Origin of the sequence: Micromonospora sp. NPDC049257 (assembly GCF_040678915.1) — a bacterium.
GTDB lineage: Bacteria > Actinomycetota > Actinomycetes > Mycobacteriales > Micromonosporaceae > Micromonospora > Micromonospora antibiotica.
Genome location: NZ_JBFAQU010000016.1, coordinates 80231 through 104527, shown reverse-complemented (window position 1 = coordinate 104527; position 24297 = coordinate 80231). Strand labels below are relative to the sequence as shown.

Below are 24297 nucleotides of genomic sequence, written 5' to 3'. Positions count from 1 at the left end.
CTCCGTAACTCACCGGTGTGGCCAACACTAGGAGGGTTGACCCCCCGTAACGGGGTAAATGAGAAATCTTCGTTGCCGTCACGTGTTTTCCCCCGCGCCGCCGAGCGGCGGAATTGCCGGGACAGTGCGGACACCCCGCCCCGACCACAACCCAGCCTCCTAGGACGCCCTAGCGGCTGTGACCCACTGCGCGCGGCACAGACCGTACCCACCCCGACAAACCGCCAGCCGCCTTCCGGGACAGGAGGCGGCTGGCGGACACGGCCCGGCGAAAGGTCAGCGGCGACGGGCCTGGAGGGTGTACGTCTGGGGGAGTCGCCACGGGCGTTCGGTCAGCCGCCACTCGCCGTGCCCGTCGCGGACCTGCCGCCCCGGCAGCGCGTCCCAGGGGGCGCTGTCGTGCTCGCACAGCATGGTCAGCTCCAGCCCGGCGTCGAGCAGGGCGGTGACCACCTCGCCGAGACCGTGGTTCCACTCGTGCGTCGTGTTGTGGGTGAACGTCGCCTCGGTGCTCACATAGGTGCCGCCCTCGTCCCACACCACCGGTTCGGTGCGCTCGAAGTACGGGTGCTCGACGGCCAGCAGGCCGTCCGGGCGGGTCTCGTCCAGGGCCCACAGCATCGGGTGCCCCTCGCGCAGGAACAGCCGCCCGCCCGGCCGCAGCAGGGCGGCGACCACGCCCGCCCAACGCCTGATGTCCGGCAGCCAGCACAACGCGCCGACGCCCGTGTAGACCAGGTCGAAACCGCCGACACCGAGGACGTCGGGCGCGTCGTAGACGTCGGCCTGGACGAAGTCGACGGCCGCGCCGGTGCGCTCGGCCAGCGCCCGCGCCTGGGCCAGCGAGGCGCCGGAGAAGTCCAGGCCGGTCATCCGCGCGCCGAGCCGGTGCAGCGACACGGTGTCGGTGCCGATGTGGCACTGCAGGTGCACGCCGCGCAGCCCGGCCACGTCACCGAGGCGAGGCAGGTCGAACCGGACCACCTCGCTGAGGTACGCCGGGTCGGCGGCGAACCGGTCCACGGCGTAGTCCGGGGAGGCGGCGTGGGCGGCGGCCCGGTCGTCCCAGCTGGCCCGGTTGAGGGCGCGGTAGTCGGTGCCGGGCCGACCGGGGCCCGGGTGGTCGTTGTCAGTCACCGGCTGACGGTGGCAGATGCCGGTGGTCCGCTCAACGGCAATTCGGTGGCCGACCGCCCCGAGCCGGTGGACGACGGTGGGTGTCCGACCTGGCTGGTAGGTTGCCGGACCGTGACGGGGGAGGGCCTGGACGCCCGGTTCGGCCGGCTCTGGGCGGCGAGCACGCTGTCGGCGCTGGGCAGTGGCATGGCCACGGTGGCGGCCCCGCTGTACGCGGCGGCGCGTAGCGACGATCCGCTGGTGGTCGCCGCTGCCGCCGGGGCGGCCTGGCTGCCCTGGCTGCTCTTCGCCCTGCCCGGCGGGGTGCTGGCCGACCGGCTGGACCGGCGGCGGTTGATGGTGGTCATCGACTGGGTCCGGGTGGTCGCCCTGGTGTCGCTGGGCGCGGCGATGCTGGCCGGGCGGGCCGGCATACCGCTGCTGTACGCCGTGCTGTTCGTGGTGAACACCGGCGAGATCGTGTTCCGGTCGGCCAGTCAGGCGATGCTCCCCACGCTGGTGCCGACGTCCCGGCTGGAACGGGCCAACGGCTGGCTCGGCGGCGGCACCACGCTGGCCCAGGGGATGCTGGCGGGCCCGCTCGGCGGGTTCCTGTTCGTGCTCGCCGAGAGCCTCCCGTTCCTGGTCAACGCCGGCACGTACGCGCTCAGCGCGGTGCTCGTCGCGCTGATCGCCGGGTCGTACCGGGGCGGTGGGGAGGCGGTCCCGTCGGCGGCCCGGTCGGTGCGCGCGGAGATCGGGGCGGGTTTCCGGTTCCTGCTCGGCCAGCGGCTGCTGCGTGCGATGGCCGTGCTGATCGGCCTGCTCAACCTCACCCTGACGGCCGCGATGGCGGTGCTGGTGCTGCTCGCGACGCAGCGGCTCGGTCTGGACTCCGTCGGTTACGGCCTGCTGTTCACCAGCATGTCGGTCGGTGGGCTGCTCGGCGCGGTGGTCGGTGACCGGCTCATCGCCCGGGTCACCCCGACCTGGACGGTGCGGGTCGGGCTGCTGGTCGAGGCGGGGCTGCACCTGACGCTGGCCGCCTCGACCAGCGCCTGGCTGGTCGGGTTCGCGCTGTTCGCGTTCGGCGTGCACGGCGCCCTGTGGGGGATCGTGTTCCACTCGCTGCGGCAGCGGCTGACCCCGTCGGAGCTGCGGGGCCGGGTCGGTGCGACGACGCTGTTCATCGCGGCCGGCGGCAACTGCGCGGGCGCGCTGCTCGGCGGGGTGGTGGCCGGCACGTTCGGGTTGACCGCACCCTACTGGGCGGGGTTCGTGGTGGCCGTTGCCGTGTCCGCGGCGACCTGGCGGGTGTTCGACCGGTCCGCCGTCGCCGCCGCCTACGCGGGCACGGCACCCCGGCAGCCCGTCACGTCAGGCGGGGACGGGTAGCACCGTCCGTTCGGCGGCCGAGCGGTGCGCCAGCTCGATCAGCTCCACCGTGCGTACCGCGTCGCGGGGGTCCACCGGCAGCGGCCCGTCGCCGCGCAGCGCTGCGGCGACCTGGGCGTAGAAGTCCTGGTAGCGGCCCGGTTCGGTGGGCACCGGCCGGAGGTCGTCGCCCGCGCCGAGCAGGCCGTACCGGTCGGGGGTGACCTCGCCCCAGCCGGGGGTGCCGGGTCGGCCGCCGTGGCGCAGCGCGTCCTCCTGCCCGTCGAGCCCGTGGCAGGTGTATCCGGCCCGGTCGCCGAGGACCCGCAGTCGGGGGCCGAGTCGGGCGGTGACCGCGCTCATCCACAGGTGGGAGCGGACCCCGCCGACGTGGGTGAGCGCCACGAACGCGTCGTCGTCGACCTGTGCGCCGGGTCGCCGCCGGTCCACCTCGGCGTAGACGGTGCCGACCGGCCCGAACAGCTGTACGGCCTGGTCGACGAGGTGGGCGCCGAGGTCGTAGAGGACGCCACCGGCGTCGGCCGGGCTGCCGCCTTCCCGCCAGCCGGCCCTGATCTGCGGTCGCCAGCGTTCGAAGCGGGACTCGAAGCGGGTCACCCGGCCCAGCGCGCCGTCCTCGACCAGCCGTCGTACGGTGCGGAAGTCGCCGTCCCACCGGCGGTTCTGGAACACGGTCAGCGGGACGCCCCGGTGGTGTGCCTCGTCGACCAGTGCGCGGGCGTCGTCGGCGGTGGCGGCGAGCGGCTTGTCCACCACCACCGGCAGCCCGGCGGCGACCGCCGCGCGGGCGTGGGGCACGTGGGAGGCGTTCGGGGTGGCCACCACGACGAGGTCGAGGGCGTCCGGGTCGGCCCACAGCGCCCCGGCGTCGTCGACGACCCGGGCGTCGGGGTGCTCGGCGGCCAGTTGCTCCCGGCGTTGCGGGTCGGCGGTGACGACGGCGCTCAGCCGCAGGCCGGGGGTGGCGGCGATCAGCGGGGCGTGGAAGAACCGGCCGGCGACGCCGTAGCCGAGCAGCCCGACCCGCAGTGGCTGGCGCGTGCTGTCCGTCATGCTGGGTTTCCCCGATCGTCGGCGCTGGTCGTCCGGTCGCACCGAACCTACGCGTCGCCGGTGACCGGCCGGTTCAGGCCCCCGTGGGGTCGGTCACCCAGCCGGCGATCAGCACCAGACCGGTGGGGCGGTGCACGGCGAGGAAACCGAACGGGCGGTCGACGTCGAGGCGGATCCGTCGTCGACGGACGGTGGTGCGGGGTGGCGCGGAGCCGGCCCGCATGCCGATGGCGGTGACGGCTGCGGCGCGGAATCCGGTGGCGGTGAACTCGGCCCGGGCGCTCTGCCGGGCGTCGGAGACCGACAACTGGGGGCTGATGTCGGGGAAGTGGTCGCCGTCGCGTCCGGCGGCGACCAGGCCGAACAGGTCGGCGTGGTCGAGCAGGTCGTGGTCGCCGGTGACGGTGAACCCGACGGTACGCACCAGCAGCTCCGGGCGGTCGTCGTACCCCTGGACGGTGTCCTCGGTGACGCCCGGCCCGGCCGGTGCGGGCAGGGTCGCGGGGTGGTCGAGGGCGGTGAGCGCGGCGGGGAGCACCCGGGCGGCCGGTTGTCCGGCCGGGCCGAGGGCGAGCAGCACGTCGACGTCGGCGTCCCCGGTGACGGTGAGCAGGCTGATCGGGCCGGCGGGGGTGTCGGCGACCCGTAGCGAGGCCGGGTCGCCGCCGCAGCGGTGCAGTCCGGCCAGTGGGCGGCCCTGCCACGGCCCGGTCGTCGGCTGGCAGTGGGCCGGCCGGAACGGGGTGGCCCAGTCGACCAGCACGGTCAGCGCGTTTGCCAGCACCAGGGCGGTGCCCGGCCGGACCTGGATCGGCAGCCGGTCGATCAGGTCGTCGGTCTGCTCCCGTACCCACTGGTCGAGTCGCGGCTGGTCGACCGTCGGGTCGCCGGTCAGCTCACTCCGGGTCGTGTTGTCCAGTTCGGTGCGCCACCGCCGGCCCAGGGGCAGTCCGGCGCGGGACCAGAAGCCGGTTGCCAGCCGGGTGGTGGGGGAGTCGACGGGGGTGGCCGGGGTGGGGGCGACGGCGTGCAGTTCGTCGCGGGCCGGGCCGGTGGCGTACCGGGCGAGCAGGGCGAGCAGCGGGTACACCCCGGCGCCGGACAGGACGGTCTGCCGGTCGTCCAGTCGGGCGGCCCAGCGGGCGGTGAGGGCGTTGGCGGACGGGCTCATGGGGCGGCACGCTACCCGGGTACGCGGCCGGCGGCGTGCCGCCACCGGTGGGCGGCCCGGTGTGGGCGGGTGCGCGTGGTGGGGTGGGGTCCGTGCCGCTGGTCGGTGGTGGTGTGACAGCGTGGCCGGGTGGGTGTGCGCGTACCGGCCGAAGTCGACCTGGCCGTCGTCGGTGGCGGCGGGGCCGGATCGCTGGTCCTCGCGGCGTTGGCCCGGCACGTGCTGCCGGGGCTGCGGGTCGCCGTGGTGGACCCGGTGCGCAAGCGTGGTCAGGACCGCACCTGGGCGTTCTGGGGCACCCCGGGGGGCGACCTGGAGCCGATGCTCAGCGCCAGCTGGTCGCGGGTGGAGGTGGCCACCCCGGCCGTCGCCCGGGTGTTGGACCTGACCCCGTTGCGGTACGCGATGCTGCGCTCCGCGCCGGTGTACGAGCGGGCCGCCGAGGCGGAGCAGCGGCTCGGTGCGGTCCGGTACGACGCGGCGGTGGGGGTGCTCGACGACGACGGCTCGGCGGTGTCGGTGCGCGACACCGACGGGCGGGCGGTGCTGCGGGCCGGCTGGGTGCTCGACTCGCGTCCCCGTCTACCGCGTCGGCCCGGCCGGACGGCCTGGTTGCAGCACTTCCGGGGCTGGTGGTTGGAGTCGTCGACGCCGGTGTTCGATCCGGGGCGGGCGGTGCTGATGGATTTTCGCACCCCGCAGCCGCGACGGGGTGTCTCCTTCGGCTACGTGCTGCCGGTCAGTGACCGGTACGCGCTGGTGGAGTACACCGAGTTCTCCCCGGCGGTGCTCTCCGACGCGGGCTACGACGCGGGGCTGCGCGGGTATGCCGGGCTGTTGGGTCTGGACCTGGCGGCGTTGACGGTGCGGGAGGTCGAGGACGGGGTGATCCCGATGACGGACGCGCCGTTCGACCGGCGGCCGTCGCCCCGGGTGGTGCGGTTGGGCACCGCCGGTGGGGCGACCCGTCCGTCGACCGGGTTCACCTTCTCGGCGATGCACCGGCAGGCCGGGCAGGTCGCCGCCGCGCTCGCCGCGGGTCGGCCGCCGGTGCCCCGGGCGGCGTATCCGGGGCGGCACCGGTGGATGGACGCGGTGGCGTTGCGGGCGTGGGATTCCGGTGCGGTGGGTGGTCCGGAGTTCTTCGACCGGCTGTTCGACCGGAACCCGGCGTCGCGGGTGCTGCGTTTCCTCGACGGGGCGACCACCCCGGCGGAGGATCTGGCGGTGATGCGGTCCAGTCCGCTGTTGCCGATGACCTCGGCGGTGTTCGGTGACGCGGCCGGTCGGTTGCGCGCCCGGTTGACCCGGCGCTGAGGGCACGGCGACGGTCGCCGGTGGACCGGAGCGGTAGGTTCGGTGGCATGGTGGACGCGGCGGCCGGCAGGGTCGTGGAGATCTGGACCGACGGGGCGTGCAGCGGCAACCCCGGGCCGGGCGGTTGGGGTGTGGTGCTGCGTTTCGGCGGGCACGAGCGGGAGTTGTGCGGTGGCGAGGCCACCCCGACCACCAACAACCGGATGGAGTTGACCGCTGCGATCGAGGCGTTGGAGACGCTGACCCGGCCGTGCGTGGTGCGGTTGCACACCGACAGCACGTACGTGCGTAACGGCATCACCGGGTGGTTGGCGTCGTGGAAGCGTAACGGCTGGCGGACCGCGGCGAAGCAGCCGGTGAAGAACGCCGACCTGTGGCAGCGGTTGGAGGCGGCCTGCGCCCGGCACGAGGTGAGCTGGCACTGGGTGAAGGGGCACAACGGCCACCCGGAGAACGAACGCGCGGACGCGTTGGCCAACCGGGGCATGACCGAGGCCCGGTCGGCGGTGGGCACCTCCCGCTGAGTGCCGCCCCGGCTGTGGCCTTCCCGGTGGGCCGCCGTGCCCGCGACCGGTCCCGCCTGCCGCCGGCCCGGGTCGGTGGCCGGCGGTGGGTCGGGTCACTCGGTGGCGGGGTTGGCGGCTTCCTCCTCGGCGGGGTCGCCCGCGCCGGAGACCGCATCGACGTCGTACCCCGCGCGGCTGGTCTCCCGGGCCGACAGGTGTTCCTCGGCGGGCAGGTCGGCGAAGTCGTCGCCGGTGTCGCCGCCGCTGCCCAGCGACTCGCCCGGCGGGCGCAGCGACGCCTCGTACGCCGGTACGCCGTCCGGCTCGTCGGTGTCGGCCCGGTCGGTGTGTCGTTCGTCCGTCATGCCGACCTACCTGCCCGCCACACCGCCGGGCAAACCCGACCCGCCGTGCGGCGGTGCGGCCCGTCGAGCACCGCGCCCACCGGCCGGGTTCCCGCCGCGCTCGGTGCGGCCCGTGGAGCACGGGCCGACCACCGGCCGGGTCCACCACCACCCGGCTGGGATGTCAGCGGCGGGGGCGGCGTGCGCGGCGGGTGGCACCCAGGCGGCGGGTCGGGGTGAGGGTCAGCCCGGTCCAGTGCCCGGGGTGGCGCAGCCGGGCGGGCAGCGCGGTGTGCCGGTCGCCCCGGGCCGCTTCCAGCTGCGACTGGTGCAGGAAGAGGGTGCTGGACAGGTCCGCCCCGCGCAGGTCCGCCCCGCGCAGGTCGACGCCGGTGACGTCGGCCCGGCGCAGGTCCGCTCCCCGCAGGTCCGCGCCGACCAGGCACGCGCCCCGCAGGTTCGCACCGCGCAGGTCCGCACCGCGCAGGTTCGCGCCGAGCAGCATCGCGCCCCGCCGGTCGGCCCCGCCGGTGCCGGCGCGGGCGGCCTCGCTGGCGGCCGCGAGCAGCGGGTTCACCCGGCCCCGGTGGGCGTCAACGTCGACCGAGGCCAGCTCCCCGGGGGTGCCGGCGGCCAGGGTGTCGGTGGCGTCCCGGGCGGCGCGCAGCTGGTCACGCAGCGGGCCGTGCGGGGTGAGCGTCATTGCTTCGGTGAGGTACCAGAGCAGTTCGTGCAGCGGCCGCGCCACGGCGAACGCGGCGAACATGCCGGCGGCGGTGGTCGGGTCGTCGCGCCAGTCCCGCCCCGGGTAGGTGACCTGGCTGACCCGCTGGCCGGCGCCGAAGCAGTCGAACACGACGCAGCCGGGGTAGCCGCGTTCCCGCAGCTCGTCGTGGATGCCGCACCGGGAGTCGGCGCCCAGCCGGGGGCAGGGTCGGCCGGCGGGCTTGTCGTGGGCGAAATCGGCGGAGGCGGTGAAGGCGGGCGCGACGCAGCACAGCCCGACGCACCGGGCGCAGTCGGCCCGTAGCCCGCTGGTTTCCGACATGCCGTCCGTTCTCCCCGCCTCGACGCTGGTGCCGGCCGGTCGGGCCGGAGATCCCCGTGGGCCGGCTGCGGCCCCCACCATTGTCCGCCGGACGGCGACGGGGCGGCGACCGGGTGGGATATGGTCCGGTCACCGCCTCGGGACCCGGGAGGTGCGATGGCCACCGAGCATGTCGACGTGCTCATCGTCGGTGCGGGGTTGTCCGGGGTCGGTGCCGCCTGTCACCTGCGACGCGACTGCCCCGACAAGACGTACGCGGTGTTCGAGGCGCGCGACGCGATCGGCGGCACCTGGGACCTGTTCCGCTATCCGGGCATCCGTTCCGACTCGGACATGTTCACCCTCGGCTACTCGTTCCAGCCGTGGACCGACCCGAAGGCCATCGCCGACGGCGACTCCATCCGCCGCTACGTGCGCGACACCGCCCGGCGGTACGGCGTCGACGAGCACATCCGGTTCCGCCACCGGGTGGTCCGCGCCGGGTGGGACAGCGGCACCGCCCGGTGGACGGTCCACGCCCGACGCGACGACACCGCCGAGGAGGTGGTGCTGACCTGTGACTTCCTGTTCACCTGCACCGGCTACTACCGGTACGACGCCGGCTACACACCGGACTTTCCGGGTGTCGAGCGGTACGCGGGCCGTCTGGTGCACCCGCAGCACTGGCCGGGGGACCTCGACCACACCGGCCGGCGGGTGGTGGTGATCGGCAGCGGTGCCACGGCGGTGACCCTGGTGCCGGCGTTGGCGCGGCGGGCCGGGCACGTCACCATGCTCCAGCGTTCCCCCACGTACGTGATCGCGTTGCCGACCCGGGACCGGGTGGCCGACCTGCTGCGCCGCGGGCTGCCCGCCCGGCTGGCGTACCCGCTGGTGCGGGGTAAGAACGTGCTGCTCGGCACCGTCAACTACCAGCTCAGCCGGCGGGCCCCGAAGGCGGTGCGGGCGTTCCTGCTGCGGGCGGCCCGGGGGCGGCTGCCGGCCGGCTACGACGTGGACCGGCACTTCTCGCCCCGCTACGACCCGTGGGACCAGCGGCTCTGCGTGGCACCGGACGGGGACCTGTTCGCGGCCGTGGCGTCGGGGCGGGCGTCGGTGGTCACCGACACCGTCGACACGTTCACCCCCGGCGGCGTCCGGCTCGGCTCCGGCGTCGAACTGCCCGCCGACGTCGTGGTCACCGCCACCGGCCTGCAACTGTTGGCCCTCGGCGGGATGGCCCTCACCGTGGACGGTGTCGACGTCGACCTCGGCGCGACGGTGGCGTACAAGGGGATGATGCTCTCCGGGGTGCCGAACTTCGCGTTGACCATCGGTTACACCAACGCCTCCTGGACGTTGAAGGCCGACCTGGTCGCCACCTACGTCTGCCGGTTGCTGCGGCACCTGGACGCCACCGGCCAGCAGGTCGTCACCCCCGTCGCGCCCGCCGACGGGCCGTTGTCGCCGATCATCGACCTGCGGTCGGGGTACGTGCTGCGCAGTGTGGACGGTCTGCCCAGGCAGGGTCCCCGGACGCCGTGGCGGCTGCACCAGAACTACGTCCGGGACGTCCTGCTGATGAAGCACGGCCGGCTCGTCGACGAGGGGGTGCGGTTCTCCCGGGCGGCCGCCGACACCCCGGTCGGTTGAGTCGACCCACCGTCGACCACACTGCAATCCGTTCCTGTTTCGCAGCGAGGAGGCCGCGTGCGTAGCTTCGTTTTCCCGGCCGGGACCGCCGTGGTCACCGGTGCCGCCAGCGGAATCGGTGAGGCGCTCGCCCACGGGTTGGCCCGGCGCGGCAGCGACCTGGTCCTGCTCGACCGGGACGTCGACCGGCTCGACGCGGTGGCCGCCGCGATCCGTGCCACCCACCCCCGTCGACGGGTCGACACCCACGTGGTCGACGTGGCCGACCTGTGTGCCACCGCCCGGGTGGCCGAGGAGATCCAGGCCCGGCATCCCCGGATCCGGTTGCTGGTCAACAACGCCGGGGTGGCCCTCGGCGGCCGGTTCGACCAGGTCACCATGGACGAGTTTCACTGGGTCGTCGACATCAACTTCCGGGCGCCGGTGCAGCTCACCCATGCCCTGCTGCCGGCGTTGAAGGCCGAGCCGGGAGCGCACCTGGTCAACGTCTCCAGCCTGTTCGGCCTGATCGCGCCGGCCGGGCAGACCGCCTACGCGGCCAGCAAGTTCGCGCTGCGCGGGTTCACCGAGGCGCTGCGGCACGAGTTGGCCGAGGACGGCATCGGGGTGACGTCGGTGCATCCCGGCGGCATCGCCACCCGGATCGCCCGTAACGCCCGGGTCGGCAGCGGGGTGGCCCGCGAGGAGTTCGCGGCCACGCTGCGGCAGTTCGAGAAGTTGCTGTCCATCGCGCCCGAGCGGGCCGCCGAGGTGATCCTCGACGGCGTCGAACGGCGTCGCGGCCGGGTGCTGATCGGCTGGTCGGCGAAGTTGCCCGATCTGCTGGGCCGGGTCCTGCCCGGCTCGTACGGTCGGCTGCTCACCGCCGGTATCCGCCTCGCCGGTGGTGCGGCGGGGCGTTCCGCCCTGTCTCCCCGGTCGGCGGCCCCGGTCCCGACCGACCTGCCCGCCGGTGAGGTGGCGTGAGGGGCCCGCGTCCCGGCACCGCCGGTCAGGGCGGGTTGCTGCCCCGTTTCTCCTCCTGCGCCAGCACCGCCTCCCGGTGCTGCGGGTCGTCCCGGGCGGCCAGTTCCGCGGCCAGCCGGGGGTCGGCCACCAGCTTCTCCCGGTTGTGGTGCAGAAACGCCGCGAACCCCCCGGTGTACGGGCAGGCGAGATCGCCGAGTTCCCGGTCCGGCTGGTAGCGGCAGCCGGTGCAGTAGTCACTGATCTCGTCGATGTACCGGCCGTCCACGGCGTAGGGGCGGGTGTCGACCCGGGGCAGGTCGGCGTACTGGCTCAGGCCGATCACGGTGGTGTTCATCGCCCAGTCGACGCCGTCGACGAAGCAGCGCTGGAACCAGTCGGCCAGTTCGGCGGGGCGCCACCCGCGTTGCAACGCGTGGTTGCCCAGCACCAGGAGCCGTTGGGCCTGGTGGGCCCAGCCCCGGTCCCGGACTCCGGCGAGCACGTCGGCGAGGCAGCGTGCCTCCACCGCGTCGGCGTCGAGGTCGAGGAACCACGGTGGCAGCGGTTCGGTCGCGGCCAACCGGCCGGTGTCCGGCCGGGCCGGCTCGACGTGCCAGTAGAGCTGCCAGAGGAACTCGCGCCAGCCGAGAAGACCGCGCAGGAACGCCTCCACCGAGTCCAGTGGGGCGTCGCCGGCCCGCCAGGCGGCCTCCGCCCGGGTCACCGCCACCGCCGGGTCGAGTAGCCCGAGGTTGAACGAGGCGGAGAGCATCCCGTGGGCCAGCACCGGGTCCTCGGCGCTCATCACGTCGCCGTAGCGGCCGAAGTCGGGCAGCCGGTACCGCAGGAAGTGCTCCAGCCGCTGGTCGGCCTCGGCGTGGCTGGCCGGGTGCGCGCGGGGGGCGTCCCGGCCGACGAACCGCACCCCGTCGCGTTCCCACCGGTCCAGGTCGGCCCGTACCTCGGCGTCGATGTCGTCCTCGACGATCGGCGGTGCGGGCGGTACGTCCAGGGCCCGCCCGCCGGGGGTGGGTCCGGCGTGTGCGGTCGGCCCGGGGCCGGTGAGCACCCCGTGCCGTCGGGTCACGTGCCGGTAGAAGTCGATCATCCGGAGCGGTCCCCGTCGGGGCTGGTCGGCCCAGTGGGCGAAGTCGGCCCGGTCGGTGACGAAGCCGCGGGGTGGCAGCACGGTCAGTCCCGGGACGGACCTGACGAAGTCGTGGGTGGCCCGGGTGCTGGGGTGGCAGACCTCGACCGGGCCGTCGACCGACGCCAGGGCCTCCCGGAAGGTGCCGGCGCGCACCAGCAGCGCCCGGTCGCCCAGTTCGGCGGCGCGGTGGCGTAGGGCGCTGAGGATCAGGTGCGCCTTCTGCCGGTGCAGCCGCCGACGCCGGAACAACTCGCTGACCTCGATCAGCAGCACCGGTTGCCGGTCGTCGTCCAGGAAGTGCGGCCCGAGTTGATCGGCGAGCAACCACCGGCGGGGAGACATGTGTCGATTGTGCCCAGTCAGCCGATCACCCCGCGTGGCGGGGTCGATCGGTCGGGTGATCCTGCCCGGGTGGTCCGCCCCCGCGGTCGGTGCCGGCGCGGGCGACCGGGTGCCGGCGGGGTGCGGGCCACCCGGTGCCGGTAGTGGCGCGGACCACCGGCGGTGCACCCGCCGGGGGCGACCGGGCCCCGGGCGACGCACCATTGCTGCATGACGAAACGCCGTACGCCGGCACGGGTGCCCGCCGCGCGGGCCGACCGGCGGCCGGTCGGGGTGACGCGGGCGGGTACCGGGTCGGCGTGCCGGTGAGCGTCCCCGCCGGTCGTCGGGCCACCGCCGTCTGGGCGGTGGCCGTCACCGCCTACCTGGCGGCGGTGTTCCACCGCAGCTCCCTCGGGGTGACCGGGGTGGAGGCCACCCACCGCTTCGACATCAACGCCTCCGCCCTGGCGGTGTTCTCGGTCGCCCAGCTCGCCGTGTACGCCGCCATGCAGATCCCGGTCGGGGTACTCCTGGACCGGTACGGCTCACGTCGGCTGCTGCTGGCCGGTGGCGCGCTGATGGTCACCGGTCAGCTCTGCTTCGCCGTCGCCACCGACGTCCGGTTGGCGGTCGGCGGGCGGGTCCTGGTGGGCCTCGGCGACGCGATGACCTTCATCAGCGTGCTGCGGATCGTCGCGTTCTGGTTCCCGGGTCGACGCAACCCGCTGCTGGTGCAGCTCACCGGCACCTTCGGCCAGGTCGGGGCGATCCTCGCCGCGGTGCCACTGGTGGCGTTGCTGCACCTGGCCGGTTGGACCCCGGCGTTCCTGGTCGCCGCCGGGCTCGGGGCGACGGCGGTGGTGCTGGTGCTGGTGGTCGTCCGGGACGGCCCGCACGTCGGGCCGGGCGTCGCCGCCACCCCCGCCCTGTCCACCGTGCGCCGGGAGTTGGCCGCCGCGTGGGCCGAACCGGGCACCCGGCTGGGCCTGTGGTCGCACTTCGTCGCCCAGTTCTCCGGTGCGGTCTTCGCGCTGCTGTGGGGCTACCCGTTCCTGGTGCAGGGGCAGGGCCTGCCGCCGACCGTCGCCGCGTCCCTGCTCACCCTGATGACGGTCGGGGCGCTGCTCGCCGGGCCGTTGGTCGCGTACCTGTGCGCCCGGCACCCGTTCCACCGCTCGGTGTTGATCTTCGTCATCGCCGGGGCCAGCGCCGGGGTGTGGGCGGCGGTGCTGGCCTGGCCCGGCCGGGCACCGTTCTGGCTGCTGGTGATCCTGGTGCTGGTGTTGGCCCTCAACGGCCCCGGCGCGGTGGTCGGCTTCGACTACGCGCGCACGTCCAACCCGGTGCACCGCATCGGCAGCGCCACCGGCATCGTCAACGTCGGCGGATTCGTCGCCTCGATCGTGCTGGTGCTGGCGATCGGGGTGGTGCTGGACGTGACCACCCCGGCGGGTGCGGCCGCCCCACCGCTAGCGGCGTTCCGGTGGGCGTTCGCCGTGCAGTACCTGCTGTGGGTGCTGGGCGCGGTGCAGGTGCTGCGGTACCGCAACGCCGCCCGCCGCCGGCACGCCACCCGGCCGGGGGAAGCTGCGGCGGCGCCCGGCGACGCGGTGTGCGTACCCCGGGGGGAGTGGCCCGACGGCGGGGGTGACGGGCCGGCGGGTGGTGGGTCCGGCGGACCGATGGGGCGGGCGGCATGATCGCGGTAGGTTCGGCGGTGAGCGGGACCCCACCCGGCCGTCGTGCCGGCAAGCAGGGAGGACACAACGTGAGCCAGGAAGTCCGGGGCGTCATTTCACGGAGCAAGGGCGCTCCGGTCGAGGTCACCACCATCGTGGTGCCCGACCCGGGGCCCGGCGAGGCGGTGGTGCGGGTGCAGTCCTGCGGGGTCTGCCACACCGACCTGCACTACCGCGAGGGTGGCATCAACGACGACTACCCGTTCCTGCTGGGCCACGAGGCGGCCGGGGTGGTGGAGCAGGTGGGTGCCGGGGTCACCGACGTCGCTCCCGGCGACTTCGTGGTGCTCAACTGGCGGGCGGTGTGCGGGGTGTGCCGGGCCTGCCGCCGTGGCCGGCCGTGGTATTGCTTCGACACCCACAACGCCGCCCAGAAGATGACCCTCACCGACGGCACCGAACTGACCCCGGCGCTGGGCATCGGCTCCTTCGCGGAGAAGACGCTGGTCCACGCCGGCCAGTGCACCAAGGTCGACCCGGCGGCCCGGCCCGCCGCCGTCGGGCTGCTCGGCTGCGGTGTCATGGCCGGCCTCGGCGCGGCGATGAACACCGGGCAGGTCACCCGGGGTGACTCGGTGGCCGTCATCGGCTGCGGCGGGGTCGGCGACGCGGCGGTCGCCGGTGCCGTCCTGGCCGGCGCGACCACGATCGTCGCGGTGGACACCGACGGTCGCAAGCTCGACTGGGCGCGCAGGTTCGGCGCCACCCACACCGTCGACGCCTCCGCCGAGGACGCCGTCGAGGCGATCCGGGCCGCCACCGGTGGGTTCGGCGCGGACGTGGTGATCGACGCGGTGGGTCGGCCGGAGACCTGGAAGCAGGCGTTCTACGCCCGGGACCTCGCCGGCACCGTCGTCCTGGTCGGGGTGCCCACCCCGGAGATGACCGTGGACCTGCCGCTGTTGGACGTCTTCGGCCGGGGCGGCGCGCTCAAGTCCAGCTGGTACGGCGACTGCCTGCCCAGCCGGGACTTCCCGCTGCTCACCCAGCTCTATCTGCAGGGCCGGCTCGACCTGGACGCCTTCGTCACCGAGGAGATCGCCCTGGACCAGGTGGAGGAGGCGTTCCACCGGATGCACGACGGTGACGTGCTGCGTTCGGTGGTGGTGTTCCCGTGACCGCCCGGGTCGACCACGCCGTCACCTCCGGCACGTTCTCCCTCGACGGGCAGACCTTCGACGTCGACAACAACGTCTGGGTCGTCGGCGACGACACCGAGTGCGTGGTCCTCGACGCTCCGCACGACGTGGCCACGATCCGCCGGGCCGTCGGCGACCGCCGGGTGGTGGCGATCCTCGCCACCCACGCCCACGACGACCATGTCCGGGTCGCCCCCGAACTGGCCAAGGTCACCGATGCGCCGATCCTGCTGCACCCCGACGACCGGGTGCTGTGGGATCTGGTGCACCCCGGGCTGGCCCCGGACGGGGAGTTGTCCGACGGTCAGGAGATCACCGTCGGGGACACGGTGCTGCGGGTGCTGCACACCCCCGGCCACAGCCCCGGGGCGTGCAGCTTCCACGCCCCGTCGCTCGGCGCGGTTTTCACCGGCGACACCCTCTTCGCCGGTGGCCCCGGGGCGACCGGGCGGTCGTACAGCGACTTCGCCACGATCGTGGAGTCGATCCGGACCCGCCTGCTCACCCTGCCGGCGGACACGGTGGTGCACACCGGACACGGCGACGACACCACCATCGGCGCGGAGGCCCCCCACCTGCAGGAGTGGCTGACCCGCGGCCACTGACGGCACCGGCCGGGCGGCCTTCACCGCCGCCCGGCCCCGGCGGGCCCAGGATCGGCCGGGTGACCGACGACAACCGCCCCCCGGGCGTACGGCAGCTGCGCCTGGTGGTGGAGGCCGAGGACTACGACGCTGCGGTCGCCTTCTTCCGGGACGCCCTGGGGCTGCCCGAGCAGGCTGCGTACTCCGGTGCCGGGCAGGCCCGGGTGGTGATCACGGGTTCGGCACCGACGGCTGACCCGGGCGCCGGTCCGCCCGCTGGGCTCCTGCTGCCGGCCGTCCGGTGCCCTCCTGCCTGCGCGCGGGCGGCCCACGCCCCTCCGGACGGCCACGCCACTCCGGACCCGCGTCGTGCGATTCGGGTCGTCTGTCCGGTATGAGACCGCGCGAGTCGCCTGCCGGTGACCCGGACCACAGCCCGGGTCGGCCACGGCATTTCCGGAATGACCGACATGCCCGGCTGGTTGTGTCCCCCATACGCCGGCCACCACACCCCCGGCTGGCGTGGGAGTTCCCCCGAGGCCCGCTCACCCCGGAGCGCGTCGCCACGATCGAAAGGGCAACCATCGTGAAGCTGGACTTCACTCGATGGCTCCCGGCCATCGCGAAGGACCGCAGGACCGCACTGGGCATCGCCGGCGTCGCCGCCCTCGGCGGACTGGCGTTCGGCCCGGCGGCCGTGGCCGCCCCCGTCACCACCGGCCCCCACCAGGGGGCCCGCGCCGCGATCGACCTGGCCACCGGCAAGAGCCGGCAGGGCGTCACCGTCGAGTCCGGCCTGACCACGGGCAGCCCCACCACCGAGGTGCCGGCCGGCAAGCCGAGCACCGACGAACTCATCCCGCACGGGCTGGAGGGCGCCCAGTCCCGCGTCCCGCTCGACGACGCGCAGGTCGCCAACGCCAAGGCGATCATCGCCGAGGCCAAGCGGACCGGCGTGGGGGAGCGCGGCGCCGTGATCGGCGTGGCCACCTCGTTGCAGGAGTCGAAGCTGTACAACCTGGGGCACCTCGGCGCCTACAACGACCACGACTCGCAGGGACTGTTCCAGCAGCGCCCGTCGTCGGGGTGGGGCAGCCCGGAGCAGATCACCGACCCGCGGTACGCCTCCCGGGCGTTCTTCTCCGCGCTGAAGAACGTGCCCGGCTGGGAGGACCTGCCGCTGACCACCGCCGCGCAGACCGTGCAGGTCTCGGCCTACCCGTACGCGTACGCCCAGTGGGAGCAGCAGGCCGCGGACCTCGTCCAGCAGCACTGGTGACCAGTTGACGCAGCGCCGACCGGCCGGTTCCCGTCACGGGACCGGCCGGTCGGCGTCGGCGCGTCACGTCGGGGCATCCCCCCGGGTGCGACGTCGGGTCGGCGGGCTCAGCGGTGGTGCGCGGCGCGGTGGTTCAGCACGATGTCGGTCGCCGCGGCGACCAGCGCCAACGCGACGATGCCCATGGCCAGCAGCAGGGAATGCCGGAACGCGGCGGCCCACTGACCGTCGGTGCTGGCCAGCGACGAGAAGAACAACGCGCCGACGGCGGCGATGCCGGCGGCCGAGCCGATCCGCTGACCGGTCTGCAACATTCCGGCCGCGCTGCCCGCCTGCGGCACCGGCACCTCGGACAGGGTCAACGTCTGGTTCGGGGTGATCACCAGGCCGCTGCCGAGCCCGGCGAGCAGCAGCGGCAGCGCGGTGAGCAGCGGAATCGAGCCGTGCGGGTCGCCGCGCAGCACGAACACCACCCCGCCGAGCCCGACCAGCACCATGACCAGCCCGAGCCCGACCAGCGGCCGGCCGAACCGGGTGACCAGCCGGCCACCGAGGGCGGCGGCGAGCGCCGAGCCGAGGGCGAACGGGGTGATCGCCAGGCCGGCGGTCAGCGCCCGGTAGCCGAGACCGTTCTGGAGGTAGAGGGTGAAGATGAAGAAGATCGCGGTGAAGCCACCGAAGTAGATGAGCGCGATGACCGCGCCGATGGTGTACGACCGCAACCGGAACAGTCCCAGGTCGAACAGCGGTGTCCGGGTGCGGCCGAAGCGGCGCTCCCAGAGTCCGAAGGCGACCAGGACGACCAGCCCGGCGGGGATCAGCGCCCACTTCCACGGGCTGGGCCACTGTTCCCGCTGCACCAACGGCAGCAGCAGGAGTGTCACACCGGCCCCGAGCAGCAGCACCCCGACCGGGTCGAGCCGGTGCCGGTCGAGCCGGCCGGCGGCCCGGGTGGGCAGCAGCCGCCAGCCGAGCAGCACGGCGAGCACCCCCACCGGCACGTTCACGAAGAACACCCACCGCCAGCCGTGGTCCTCGCCGCCGAGTTGGATGAGCAGGCCGCCCAGCAGCGGACCGACGGCGGTGGAGATGCCGATGACGGCGCCGAGCAGGCCGAACGCGCGACCCCGCTCCGCGCCCCGGAACAGCTGCTGGATCAGGCCGGTGACCTGCGGGTTGACCACCCCGGCGGCGACGCCCTGCAGAAGTCGGGCGGCGACCAGCCAGGTCGGGGACTGGGCGAGCCCGGCCAGTGCGCTGGTGAGCGTGAACAGGGCGACCCCGACCACGAAGGCGTTACGTCGACCCCGGGCGTCGCCGAACCGGCCGGCCGGCACCAGGACCAGCCCGAAGGTCAGCGCGTAGCCGGACAGCACCCACTGCAGGTCGCTGGGGCTGGCCTGCAACGACCGGTCCATCGACGGGATGGCGACGTTGACGATGCTGACGTCCAGCAGCGTCATGAACGCCGCGACCAGGCCGACCCCGAGGGCCTGCCAACGGCGGCGGTCGTCCGTCGCTGTCACCACGGACCGGCGATCTGGCGCGTGACGGCGATCGGGCACGTACCGATGATCCCGTACGGACCGGTGATCGGGCATGCCGCAGCGCTACCCGGGGGACGGTGCGGCAAACCGGTGCCCGACCCGGCCGGCCGGCGGGGCGCGACTGCGCTCACGCCGGCTGGCGGGCGCACCAGCGGGGGCCGAAGTCCAGCCCGGCCAGCGGCGAGTCCTCCCGGTGCAGCAGGCCCTTCTCGGTGAGCTGGCGCAGCGGCGCGTGGACGTCCTGCTCGGCCAGCCCCGCCTCCTCGGCGATCAGGTCGGGGTAGGGAACCTGGCTGCGGGTCTCCAGCACGCTGACCGCCTCGTAGACGCGCACCTCGACCTCCGACAGACGTACCTGCTGCATGGTGCCCTCCTTGCCGTGGGCCCGGCCGACCGGTCGGGCGGTCCGGGTGACGCGGTCTACCCACTGGCCACCCGACAATGCCTGCCGCACGGCCGGTCGTACCCCTCGGCGCGGGGCCGGGTGCCCTAGGCTGACCGGCATGATCATCTGGGATCTCGTCGTGGTCGGCGCCGGGCCGGCCGGGCTCAGCGCGGCCCGGGAGGCCGCGGCGGCCGGGGTGCGGACGCTGGTGCTGGACCGGGCCGTGCACCCCCGTTACAAGACCTGCGGGGGTGGCCTGATCGGCACCTCGCTGTCGATGGTGGCCGGCCGCATCGAGGTGCCGGCGCACGACCGGGTCGACCGGGTCACCTTCACCCGGGACGGCCGGTGGGGCTTCACCCGCCGGCACGGCACACCCCTGGTGACGATGGTGCGCCGCGACGAGTTCGACGACCGGCTGCGCGCGGCGGCGGTGTCCGCCGGGGCCGAGGTCCGCGAGGGCGTCGCCGTGCGCGCCCTCGACCAGGACCCCGACGGGGTACGCGTCAGACTGGCCGACGGCACCACCCTGACCGCCCGCACGGTGATCGGGGCGGACGGCTCCGCCGGGGTGACCGCCCGGCACGTGGGCGTCCGGTTCCGCCAGGTGGATCTGGGTCTGGAACGGGAGTTGCCGGTGTCACCCGCCGAGGCGGCCCGCTGGCGGGGGCGGCTGCTGCTGGACTGGGGCCCGTTCCCCGGCGCGTACGGCTGGGTGTTCCCCAAGGGCGACGTGCTCACCGTCGGGGTGATCGGTGCCCGCGGCGAGGGCGACCGGACCCGCGCCTACCTGCACAATTTCCTCGACCGGTTGGGCCTGGCTCAGGTGGCGGCCGAGCACGACTCCGGGCACCTGACCCGCTGCCGGGCCGACGACGCGCCACTGCGCCACGGTCGGGTGCTGGTGGCCGGGGACGCGGCGGGCCTGCTGGAGCCGTGGACCCGGGAGGGAATCAGCTACGCGCTGCGGTCCGGGACGCTGGCCGGTGCGGCGGTCGCCGCCGGTGACCTGGACCGCTACCCCCGGGACGTGCACGAGCGGCTGGTGCCGTCGATGCGCGCCGGGCACCGGTTGCTGCAGACCTTCGCCCGTCGCCCCGAGGTGTGCCACGCCTTCCTGGCGACCCCGGCCGGCTGGGCGATGTTCGTCCGGTTCTGCCAGGGCCGGTCCAGCTTCGACCGGACCCTGGACCGGGGGCCGGTGCGCGCGACCCTGGCCCTGCTGGATCGGCTGCCCGCCCGGGGCGGCGGGCAGCCGCCGGCCCCCGGCGTCGGCCGCTGACCGCACCACCTACGCCGCCGCTCAGGGCACGATCACCGCGCGGCCGTGGATCTCACCCGCGCGCAGCAGGTCGTACGCCTCCGGGGCGCGTTCCAGCGGAAAGGTCTGCACGTCGGCGGTGAGCAGCCCGGCCCGGCCCAGGGCGATCACCTCCTGGAGTTCGGCCCGGGTGCCCCAGAACGGGACCTCGACGCTGGTCTCCAACGGCACGGTGGGCGGCTCGTCGGCGACCGGCCGCACCGGCATGGTGCCGCCGCCCAGGCCCACCAGCAGCAGCCGGCCACCGGTGGCCACGACGTCACGGGCGGTGGTGAGGGTGGCGTCCACCCCGACACAGTCGATGACCACGTCCGCGCCGTCGGGTGCCGGGCCGACGAGCTCCCGGATCCGCTCGACGGTGTCCGGGCCGGCCGGCACCACGTGGTGCGCGCCGACCCGGGTGGCCAGGTCGAGGGCGGCGACGTTGCTGTCCACCGCGATGATCCGCACGGCGGTGGTGGCGGCGAGGATCTGCACCGCCATGTGCCCCAGGCCGCCGATGCCGATCACCACGACCGACGTCCCGGGCCGCAGCACCGGCCGGGCCAGCTCGATCGCGTGGTAGGGGGTCAGCCCGGCGTCGGTCAGCGGCGCGGCCTGGGTCAGCTCCAGGTCACCGACGGGCAGCAGCCGGGAGGCGGGCACCACCACGTGCTCGGCCAGCCCACCGTCACGGCTGAGCCCGATCCCGCCCACCGGCACGGTGCGGCACTGGTTCTCCCGGCCCCGCAGGCAGCCCCGGCAGGTGCCGCAGCCGATGATCCCGTAGACGGCTACCCGCTCCCCGGCGGACCAGCCGGTGACGCCGTCGCCGAGGGTGTCCACGGTGCCGGCGATCTCGTGGCCGAGGGTGATCGGGGTGGGGAAGACCCCCGGCCCGGCGTCGAGGATGTGCAGGTCGGAGTGGCAGGCGCCGACCGCGCCGACGCGTACCAGCACCTCGCCGGGGCCGGGCGTCGGCGTCGGCACCTGCACCTGTTCGAGCACCCCGGGGGCGGTCATCCGTACCGCACGCATGGTTTCGTCCTCTCGTCGCCGACGGAACCGCCCGCTTACCCCTCCCGCCGGCCTTGATGCCGGGTGCACACTGAGCGTCATGAGCGAACCGTTCACCGACGAGCAGCACGCGTTGCTGCGGCACATGCGCTTCGGCGAGTTGCCGCCGCCGGTCCGACCCGAGGACCGGACGACGTCGACCGAGACCGAGCCGCCCCGCTACCAGCCCGACCCGACCCCCGGCCGGCACGAGCAGGACCTGCGTTCGGGCGGCTGAACGGCGCGACGGGCCCCGGGGTGGCACCCCGGGACCCGTCGGGTGTGGCAGTCGCCGGCCGGGGTGGCTCAGAACACCGGCACGCCGGCCCGGACCAGCCGCCAGTTCGGCACGAAGAAGTCGGCCGGGTCGATGGTGCCCCGGGCCTGCGCCCAGTCGATGAGCAGCTGACGGATCTCCTGCTGCGCGTTGTAGACCTGGGTTTTCACGATGCCGGGGAAGTTCCCGCCGCCGCTGCGCCGGTAGTTGTTCACCGCGACGACGAACTGCGCGTCGGCGGCGACCGGGGTGTCGGTGCCGGGCAGCACCAGCCGGGTGATCCGCTGACCGACCGGCCGGGAGACGTCGACGTCGTAGTCCAGCCCGGAGATCACGTCGTAGTTGTAGTCCGGCACGGCCGGGTCGCTGATCGTCGCCGGGTCGACCGGTGCGCCGACCGGCAGCGTGGTGAAGTACTTCGCCGAGAACTCCAGGTACGCCTTCACCTCGGCGCCGGTGAGCACCACCGCCTCCAGGGTGTTGTCGTAGACGTACAGCCCGGCGACGTCACGGATCCGCACGTCACCCTGCGGGAAGACGGCGGTGCGGCTGAACGGCGCGGCGATCGACAGCACCGGCAGCGCCGCGTACGGGCCACCGGTGAGCGCGGCGGTGACCACCTCGGTCTGGACGTGGTTGATGAAGTCCAGAATCGGGGTGTCCCGGTAGCGTGACTCGGCGGCGGACAGTTCCTGCGTGGACCGGGCGACCACCGTGTTGACGTAGCCGACCGTCTTGGCGTGCTGGCCCCGCACGGCGGCGAGCACCTTGGGGTCCTCGACCACGGTGTTGGTGTTGAGCATGGTGGCGCCCTTGCCGACGACCTTCCAGCGGCCCCGCTCCCGGGTCAGGGTGAAGTCCATCCGGGTCAGCCGCTGGCCCCATTTGGAGGGTTCGGCGGTGAGCACCTGCGCCCCGGTGGCGGTGTTCGTGACGAACTTCTCCACCACCTCGTTGTGGGCGTGGCCGAACAGGATCGCGTCGATGCCGGGGACCTGCTGGGCGACCAGCGCCACCGGGTTCTCGTTGGGCAGCTCCGGGCCGTAGCTGGAGGTGCCGCTGTCGCCACCGTGGGCGGAGACGATGACCAGGTCGGCACCCCGCTGCCGCATGACCGGCACCCACTTCGCGGCGGTCTCCACCATGCCCGGGAAGAGCAGTTTGCCCTCCACGTTGCCCTTGTCCCAGATGGCCACGCCGGGGTTGGTCAGGCCGAGGATGCCCACGGTCAGCGTCGGCGTCCCGGGCCCACCGGGCCGCACCCGCTTGAGCACGAACGGCCGGAACGCCGGCTTGCCGGTGCGGGCGTTCACCGCGTTCGCGGCCAGCGCCGGGAAGCCCAGCTGGTCGATCCAGGTCGCCAGCAGCGGCAGCCCGTAGTTGAACTCGTGGTTGCCCAGCGTCACGGCGTCGTACCGCAGGATGTTCATCGCGCGGGCCATCGGGTGCGTCGCGCCGGTGACGGTGATCGGCTCCTGCTTGGCGTAGTACGTGGCCAGCGGGGTGCCCTGGATGGTGTCGCCGGCGTCGAGGACCAGGGTGGCCCGGCCCCGCCGCTCGGCGCGGATCTGGTTGACCAGGGTGGCGAGCTTGGCGATGCCGACGTCGTTGTGCTTGCTGTCGTCGAACTCGGCGTCGCGGTAGTAGTCCCAGTTGTAGACGTTGCCGTGGGTGTCCGAGGTGCCCAGGACGGTCAGGTCCCAGGTCTTCGCACCCTGCGGGCCCTGCCGCTGGGCCGCCTGGGCGGGCCCGCCGGCGATCAGCGGGGCGGTCGCCGCGGCGGCGGCGACGGCCAGCACCTGGCGGCGCGACGCGCCGGAGGAGGAGGTCATGAAAAATGCCTTCCATCGGGGGTGGACGCGCCTCGTGGGGCGCCGCTGCGCACCATAACGAGCAGCCGTCGCTCCCGCCACAGTGGTCGGGGGTGTTTCACCACACCGACCCCACCGGCCATCTCCCTGTCACATCCGGTTCCACCGTCGGGTCCGACTGTTGTTTCCGGCGTACCGGTCGGGGTAGGTCAGCCAGGGACCCAGAACGGACCAAACCAGGCAGGGAGCGGCACGGTGAGCCAGGACCAGTACACCCCGCAGGACCCCACCGAGCAGTACGGCCACCAGGATGGTCAGCCGGCCCAGCAGCAGTCGGCTCCCGGCCGGACCGACCGGATGGGCCCGGCGCCCGACCACGGGGAGACGTCGTACCGGGGCAGCGACCGGTTGACGGGCAAGCGGGCCCTGATCACCGGCGGCGACTCGGGTATCGGTCGGGCGGTGGCGATCGCCTTCGCCCGGGAGGGCGCCGACGTCGTCGTCTCCTACCTCGACGAGGAGGAGGACGCCGACGCCCGGGAGACGGTGCGGCTGATCGAGGAGGCCGGCCGGCGGGGCGTGGCGGTGCGCACCGACCTGACCGACGAGCAGCACTGCCGCGACCTGGTCGACCGGACCGTCACCGACCTCGGCGGGTTGGACATCCTGGTCAACAACGCGGCCTACCAGATGGCCCAGGACGACGGCATCACGTCGATCAGCACCGCGCAGTTCGACCGGGTGATGAAGACCAACCTGTACGCCATGTTCTGGCTCTGCCGCAGCGCCGTGCCGCACCTGAAGGAGGGCGCGACGATCATCAACACCACCTCGATCCAGGCGTTCGACCCGTCGCCGCCGCTGCTGGACTACGCCACCACCAAGGCGGGCATCGCGAACTTCACCAAGGGTCTCGCGGCGCAGCTCGCCGACCGGGGCATCCGGGTCAACGCGGTCGCCCCGGGCCCGATCTGGACGCCGCTGATCCCGGCGACCATGCCACCTGCGAAGGTGGAGAAGTTCGGCACCGACACCCCGCTGGGCCGGGCCGGGCAACCCGCCGAGTTGGCCCCGGCGTACGTCTTCTTCGCCTCCCAGGAGTCCAGCTACGTCACCGGGGAGATCCTCGGCGTCACCGGCGGCCGCTTCACCAGGTGAGCTGCCCACCCGCGCGCA

The 24297-nt window shown here is 74.1% G+C and carries 23 protein-coding genes; 13 read left to right on the top strand and 10 right to left on the bottom strand.

Annotated features, from left to right (window positions below; translation table 11 throughout):
• Window positions 1–276: 276 nt before the first annotated feature.
• Window positions 277–1137, bottom strand: a complete 861-nt coding sequence (locus AB0K25_RS22265) for a class I SAM-dependent methyltransferase (RefSeq protein WP_357533372.1) — start codon at window positions 1135–1137, stop codon at window positions 277–279.
• A gap of 111 nt (window positions 1138–1248) precedes the next feature.
• On the opposite strand from AB0K25_RS22265, the gene AB0K25_RS22260 reads away from it, so the two are divergent.
• Window positions 1249–2511: an MFS transporter gene (locus AB0K25_RS22260; protein WP_357533374.1), complete on the top strand. Its 1263-nt coding sequence runs from the start codon at window positions 1249–1251 to the stop codon at window positions 2509–2511.
• Here AB0K25_RS22260 and AB0K25_RS22255 read toward each other — a convergent pair.
• Both AB0K25_RS22255 and AB0K25_RS22250 read right to left on the bottom strand, forming a co-directional pair.
• Window positions 2494–3564 carry a Gfo/Idh/MocA family oxidoreductase gene (locus AB0K25_RS22255; protein WP_219462116.1) on the bottom strand — a complete coding sequence of 357 codons (1071 nt, stop codon included), beginning with the start codon at window positions 3562–3564 and terminating at the stop codon, window positions 2494–2496. The genes AB0K25_RS22260 and AB0K25_RS22255 overlap by 18 nt on opposite strands.
• A gap of 73 nt (window positions 3565–3637) precedes the next feature.
• On the bottom strand, window positions 3638–4735 hold the full coding sequence (locus tag AB0K25_RS22250) for a serpin family protein (protein WP_363822392.1): 1098 nt from the start codon (window positions 4733–4735) through the stop codon (window positions 3638–3640).
• Between the two features lie 129 nt (window positions 4736–4864).
• Here AB0K25_RS22250 and AB0K25_RS22245 point away from each other — a divergent pair, with 129 nt between their 5' ends.
• Window positions 4865–6052, top strand: a complete 1188-nt coding sequence (locus tag AB0K25_RS22245; protein ID WP_219462112.1) for a lycopene cyclase family protein — start codon at window positions 4865–4867, stop codon at window positions 6050–6052.
• Window positions 6053–6099: 47 nt separating this feature from the next.
• Complete coding sequence (rnhA, locus tag AB0K25_RS22240; protein ID WP_219462111.1) at window positions 6100–6576, top strand: ribonuclease HI; 477 nt, start codon at window positions 6100–6102, stop codon at window positions 6574–6576.
• 95 nt (window positions 6577–6671) lie between these two features.
• Here the strand turns inward: rnhA and AB0K25_RS22235 are convergent, their stop codons facing one another.
• Both AB0K25_RS22235 and AB0K25_RS22230 read right to left on the bottom strand, forming a co-directional pair.
• Window positions 6672–6923 carry a hypothetical protein gene (locus AB0K25_RS22235; RefSeq protein ID WP_357533382.1) on the bottom strand — a complete coding sequence of 84 codons (252 nt, stop codon included), beginning with the start codon at window positions 6921–6923 and terminating at the stop codon, window positions 6672–6674.
• Between the two features lie 163 nt (window positions 6924–7086).
• Window positions 7087–7950, bottom strand: a complete 864-nt coding sequence (locus tag AB0K25_RS22230; protein ID WP_363822387.1) for a pentapeptide repeat-containing protein — start codon at window positions 7948–7950, stop codon at window positions 7087–7089.
• A gap of 156 nt (window positions 7951–8106) precedes the next feature.
• Between AB0K25_RS22230 and AB0K25_RS22225 the strand changes: the two genes are divergently transcribed.
• Window positions 8107–9582: an NAD(P)/FAD-dependent oxidoreductase gene (locus AB0K25_RS22225; RefSeq protein WP_363822384.1), complete on the top strand. Its 1476-nt coding sequence runs from the start codon at window positions 8107–8109 to the stop codon at window positions 9580–9582.
• 57 nt (window positions 9583–9639) lie between these two features.
• Complete coding sequence (locus AB0K25_RS22220; RefSeq protein WP_363822381.1) at window positions 9640–10548, top strand: SDR family NAD(P)-dependent oxidoreductase; 909 nt, start codon at window positions 9640–9642, stop codon at window positions 10546–10548.
• Window positions 10549–10573: 25 nt separating this feature from the next.
• Here AB0K25_RS22220 and AB0K25_RS22215 read toward each other — a convergent pair whose 3' ends face one another.
• Window positions 10574–12022, bottom strand: coding sequence for a cryptochrome/photolyase family protein (locus AB0K25_RS22215; RefSeq protein ID WP_219462097.1), 1449 nt, complete (start codon window positions 12020–12022; stop codon window positions 10574–10576).
• A gap of 299 nt (window positions 12023–12321) precedes the next feature.
• Here AB0K25_RS22215 and AB0K25_RS22210 point away from each other — a divergent pair, with 299 nt between their 5' ends.
• From AB0K25_RS22210 to AB0K25_RS22190, 5 genes are all read left to right on the top strand, one after another.
• Window positions 12322–13704, top strand: coding sequence for an MFS transporter (locus tag AB0K25_RS22210; protein ID WP_363822378.1), 1383 nt, complete (start codon window positions 12322–12324; stop codon window positions 13702–13704).
• 68 nt (window positions 13705–13772) lie between these two features.
• Window positions 13773–14861 (top strand): S-(hydroxymethyl)mycothiol dehydrogenase, encoded by a 1089-nt coding sequence (locus AB0K25_RS22205; protein WP_208565879.1) that lies wholly within the window; start codon window positions 13773–13775, stop codon window positions 14859–14861.
• Window positions 14858–15487, top strand: coding sequence for an MBL fold metallo-hydrolase (locus AB0K25_RS22200; RefSeq protein ID WP_219462094.1), 630 nt, complete (start codon window positions 14858–14860; stop codon window positions 15485–15487). The genes AB0K25_RS22205 and AB0K25_RS22200 overlap by 4 nt, the downstream gene beginning before the upstream one ends.
• A gap of 59 nt (window positions 15488–15546) precedes the next feature.
• Entirely contained in the window at window positions 15547–15864 is a 318-nt protein-coding gene (locus AB0K25_RS22195) for a hypothetical protein (protein WP_363822375.1), read from the top strand.
• Window positions 15865–16052: 188 nt separating this feature from the next.
• Window positions 16053–16745 (top strand): hypothetical protein, encoded by a 693-nt coding sequence (locus AB0K25_RS22190; RefSeq protein WP_219462092.1) that lies wholly within the window; start codon window positions 16053–16055, stop codon window positions 16743–16745.
• 107 nt (window positions 16746–16852) lie between these two features.
• Here the strand turns inward: AB0K25_RS22190 and AB0K25_RS22185 are convergent, their stop codons facing one another.
• The gene (locus tag AB0K25_RS22185; RefSeq protein WP_308290747.1) at window positions 16853–18274 is read right to left on the bottom strand and encodes an MFS transporter; all 1422 of its coding nucleotides are present in this window, start codon (window positions 18272–18274) and stop codon (window positions 16853–16855) included.
• Window positions 18275–18419: 145 nt separating this feature from the next.
• Complete coding sequence (locus AB0K25_RS22180) at window positions 18420–18656, bottom strand: hypothetical protein (RefSeq protein WP_204928348.1); 237 nt, start codon at window positions 18654–18656, stop codon at window positions 18420–18422.
• 139 nt (window positions 18657–18795) lie between these two features.
• Between AB0K25_RS22180 and AB0K25_RS22175 the strand changes: the two genes are divergently transcribed.
• Entirely contained in the window at window positions 18796–19959 is a 1164-nt protein-coding gene (locus tag AB0K25_RS22175) for a geranylgeranyl reductase family protein (RefSeq protein ID WP_219462088.1), read from the top strand.
• A gap of 21 nt (window positions 19960–19980) precedes the next feature.
• Here AB0K25_RS22175 and AB0K25_RS22170 read toward each other — a convergent pair whose 3' ends face one another.
• Window positions 19981–21015: an NAD(P)-dependent alcohol dehydrogenase gene (locus AB0K25_RS22170; RefSeq protein WP_363822371.1), complete on the bottom strand. Its 1035-nt coding sequence runs from the start codon at window positions 21013–21015 to the stop codon at window positions 19981–19983.
• A 79-nt stretch (window positions 21016–21094) separates the two neighbouring features.
• Here AB0K25_RS22170 and AB0K25_RS22165 point away from each other — a divergent pair, with 79 nt between their 5' ends.
• Window positions 21095–21271 carry a hypothetical protein gene (locus AB0K25_RS22165; protein ID WP_219462084.1) on the top strand — a complete coding sequence of 59 codons (177 nt, stop codon included), beginning with the start codon at window positions 21095–21097 and terminating at the stop codon, window positions 21269–21271.
• A gap of 68 nt (window positions 21272–21339) precedes the next feature.
• Here the strand turns inward: AB0K25_RS22165 and AB0K25_RS22160 are convergent, their stop codons facing one another.
• The gene (locus AB0K25_RS22160; protein ID WP_363822369.1) at window positions 21340–23142 is read right to left on the bottom strand and encodes a 5'-nucleotidase C-terminal domain-containing protein; all 1803 of its coding nucleotides are present in this window, start codon (window positions 23140–23142) and stop codon (window positions 21340–21342) included.
• 234 nt (window positions 23143–23376) lie between these two features.
• Between AB0K25_RS22160 and AB0K25_RS22155 the strand changes: the two genes are divergently transcribed.
• On the top strand, window positions 23377–24279 hold the full coding sequence (locus AB0K25_RS22155) for an SDR family oxidoreductase (RefSeq protein WP_308290746.1): 903 nt from the start codon (window positions 23377–23379) through the stop codon (window positions 24277–24279).
• Window positions 24280–24297 lie beyond the last annotated feature (18 nt).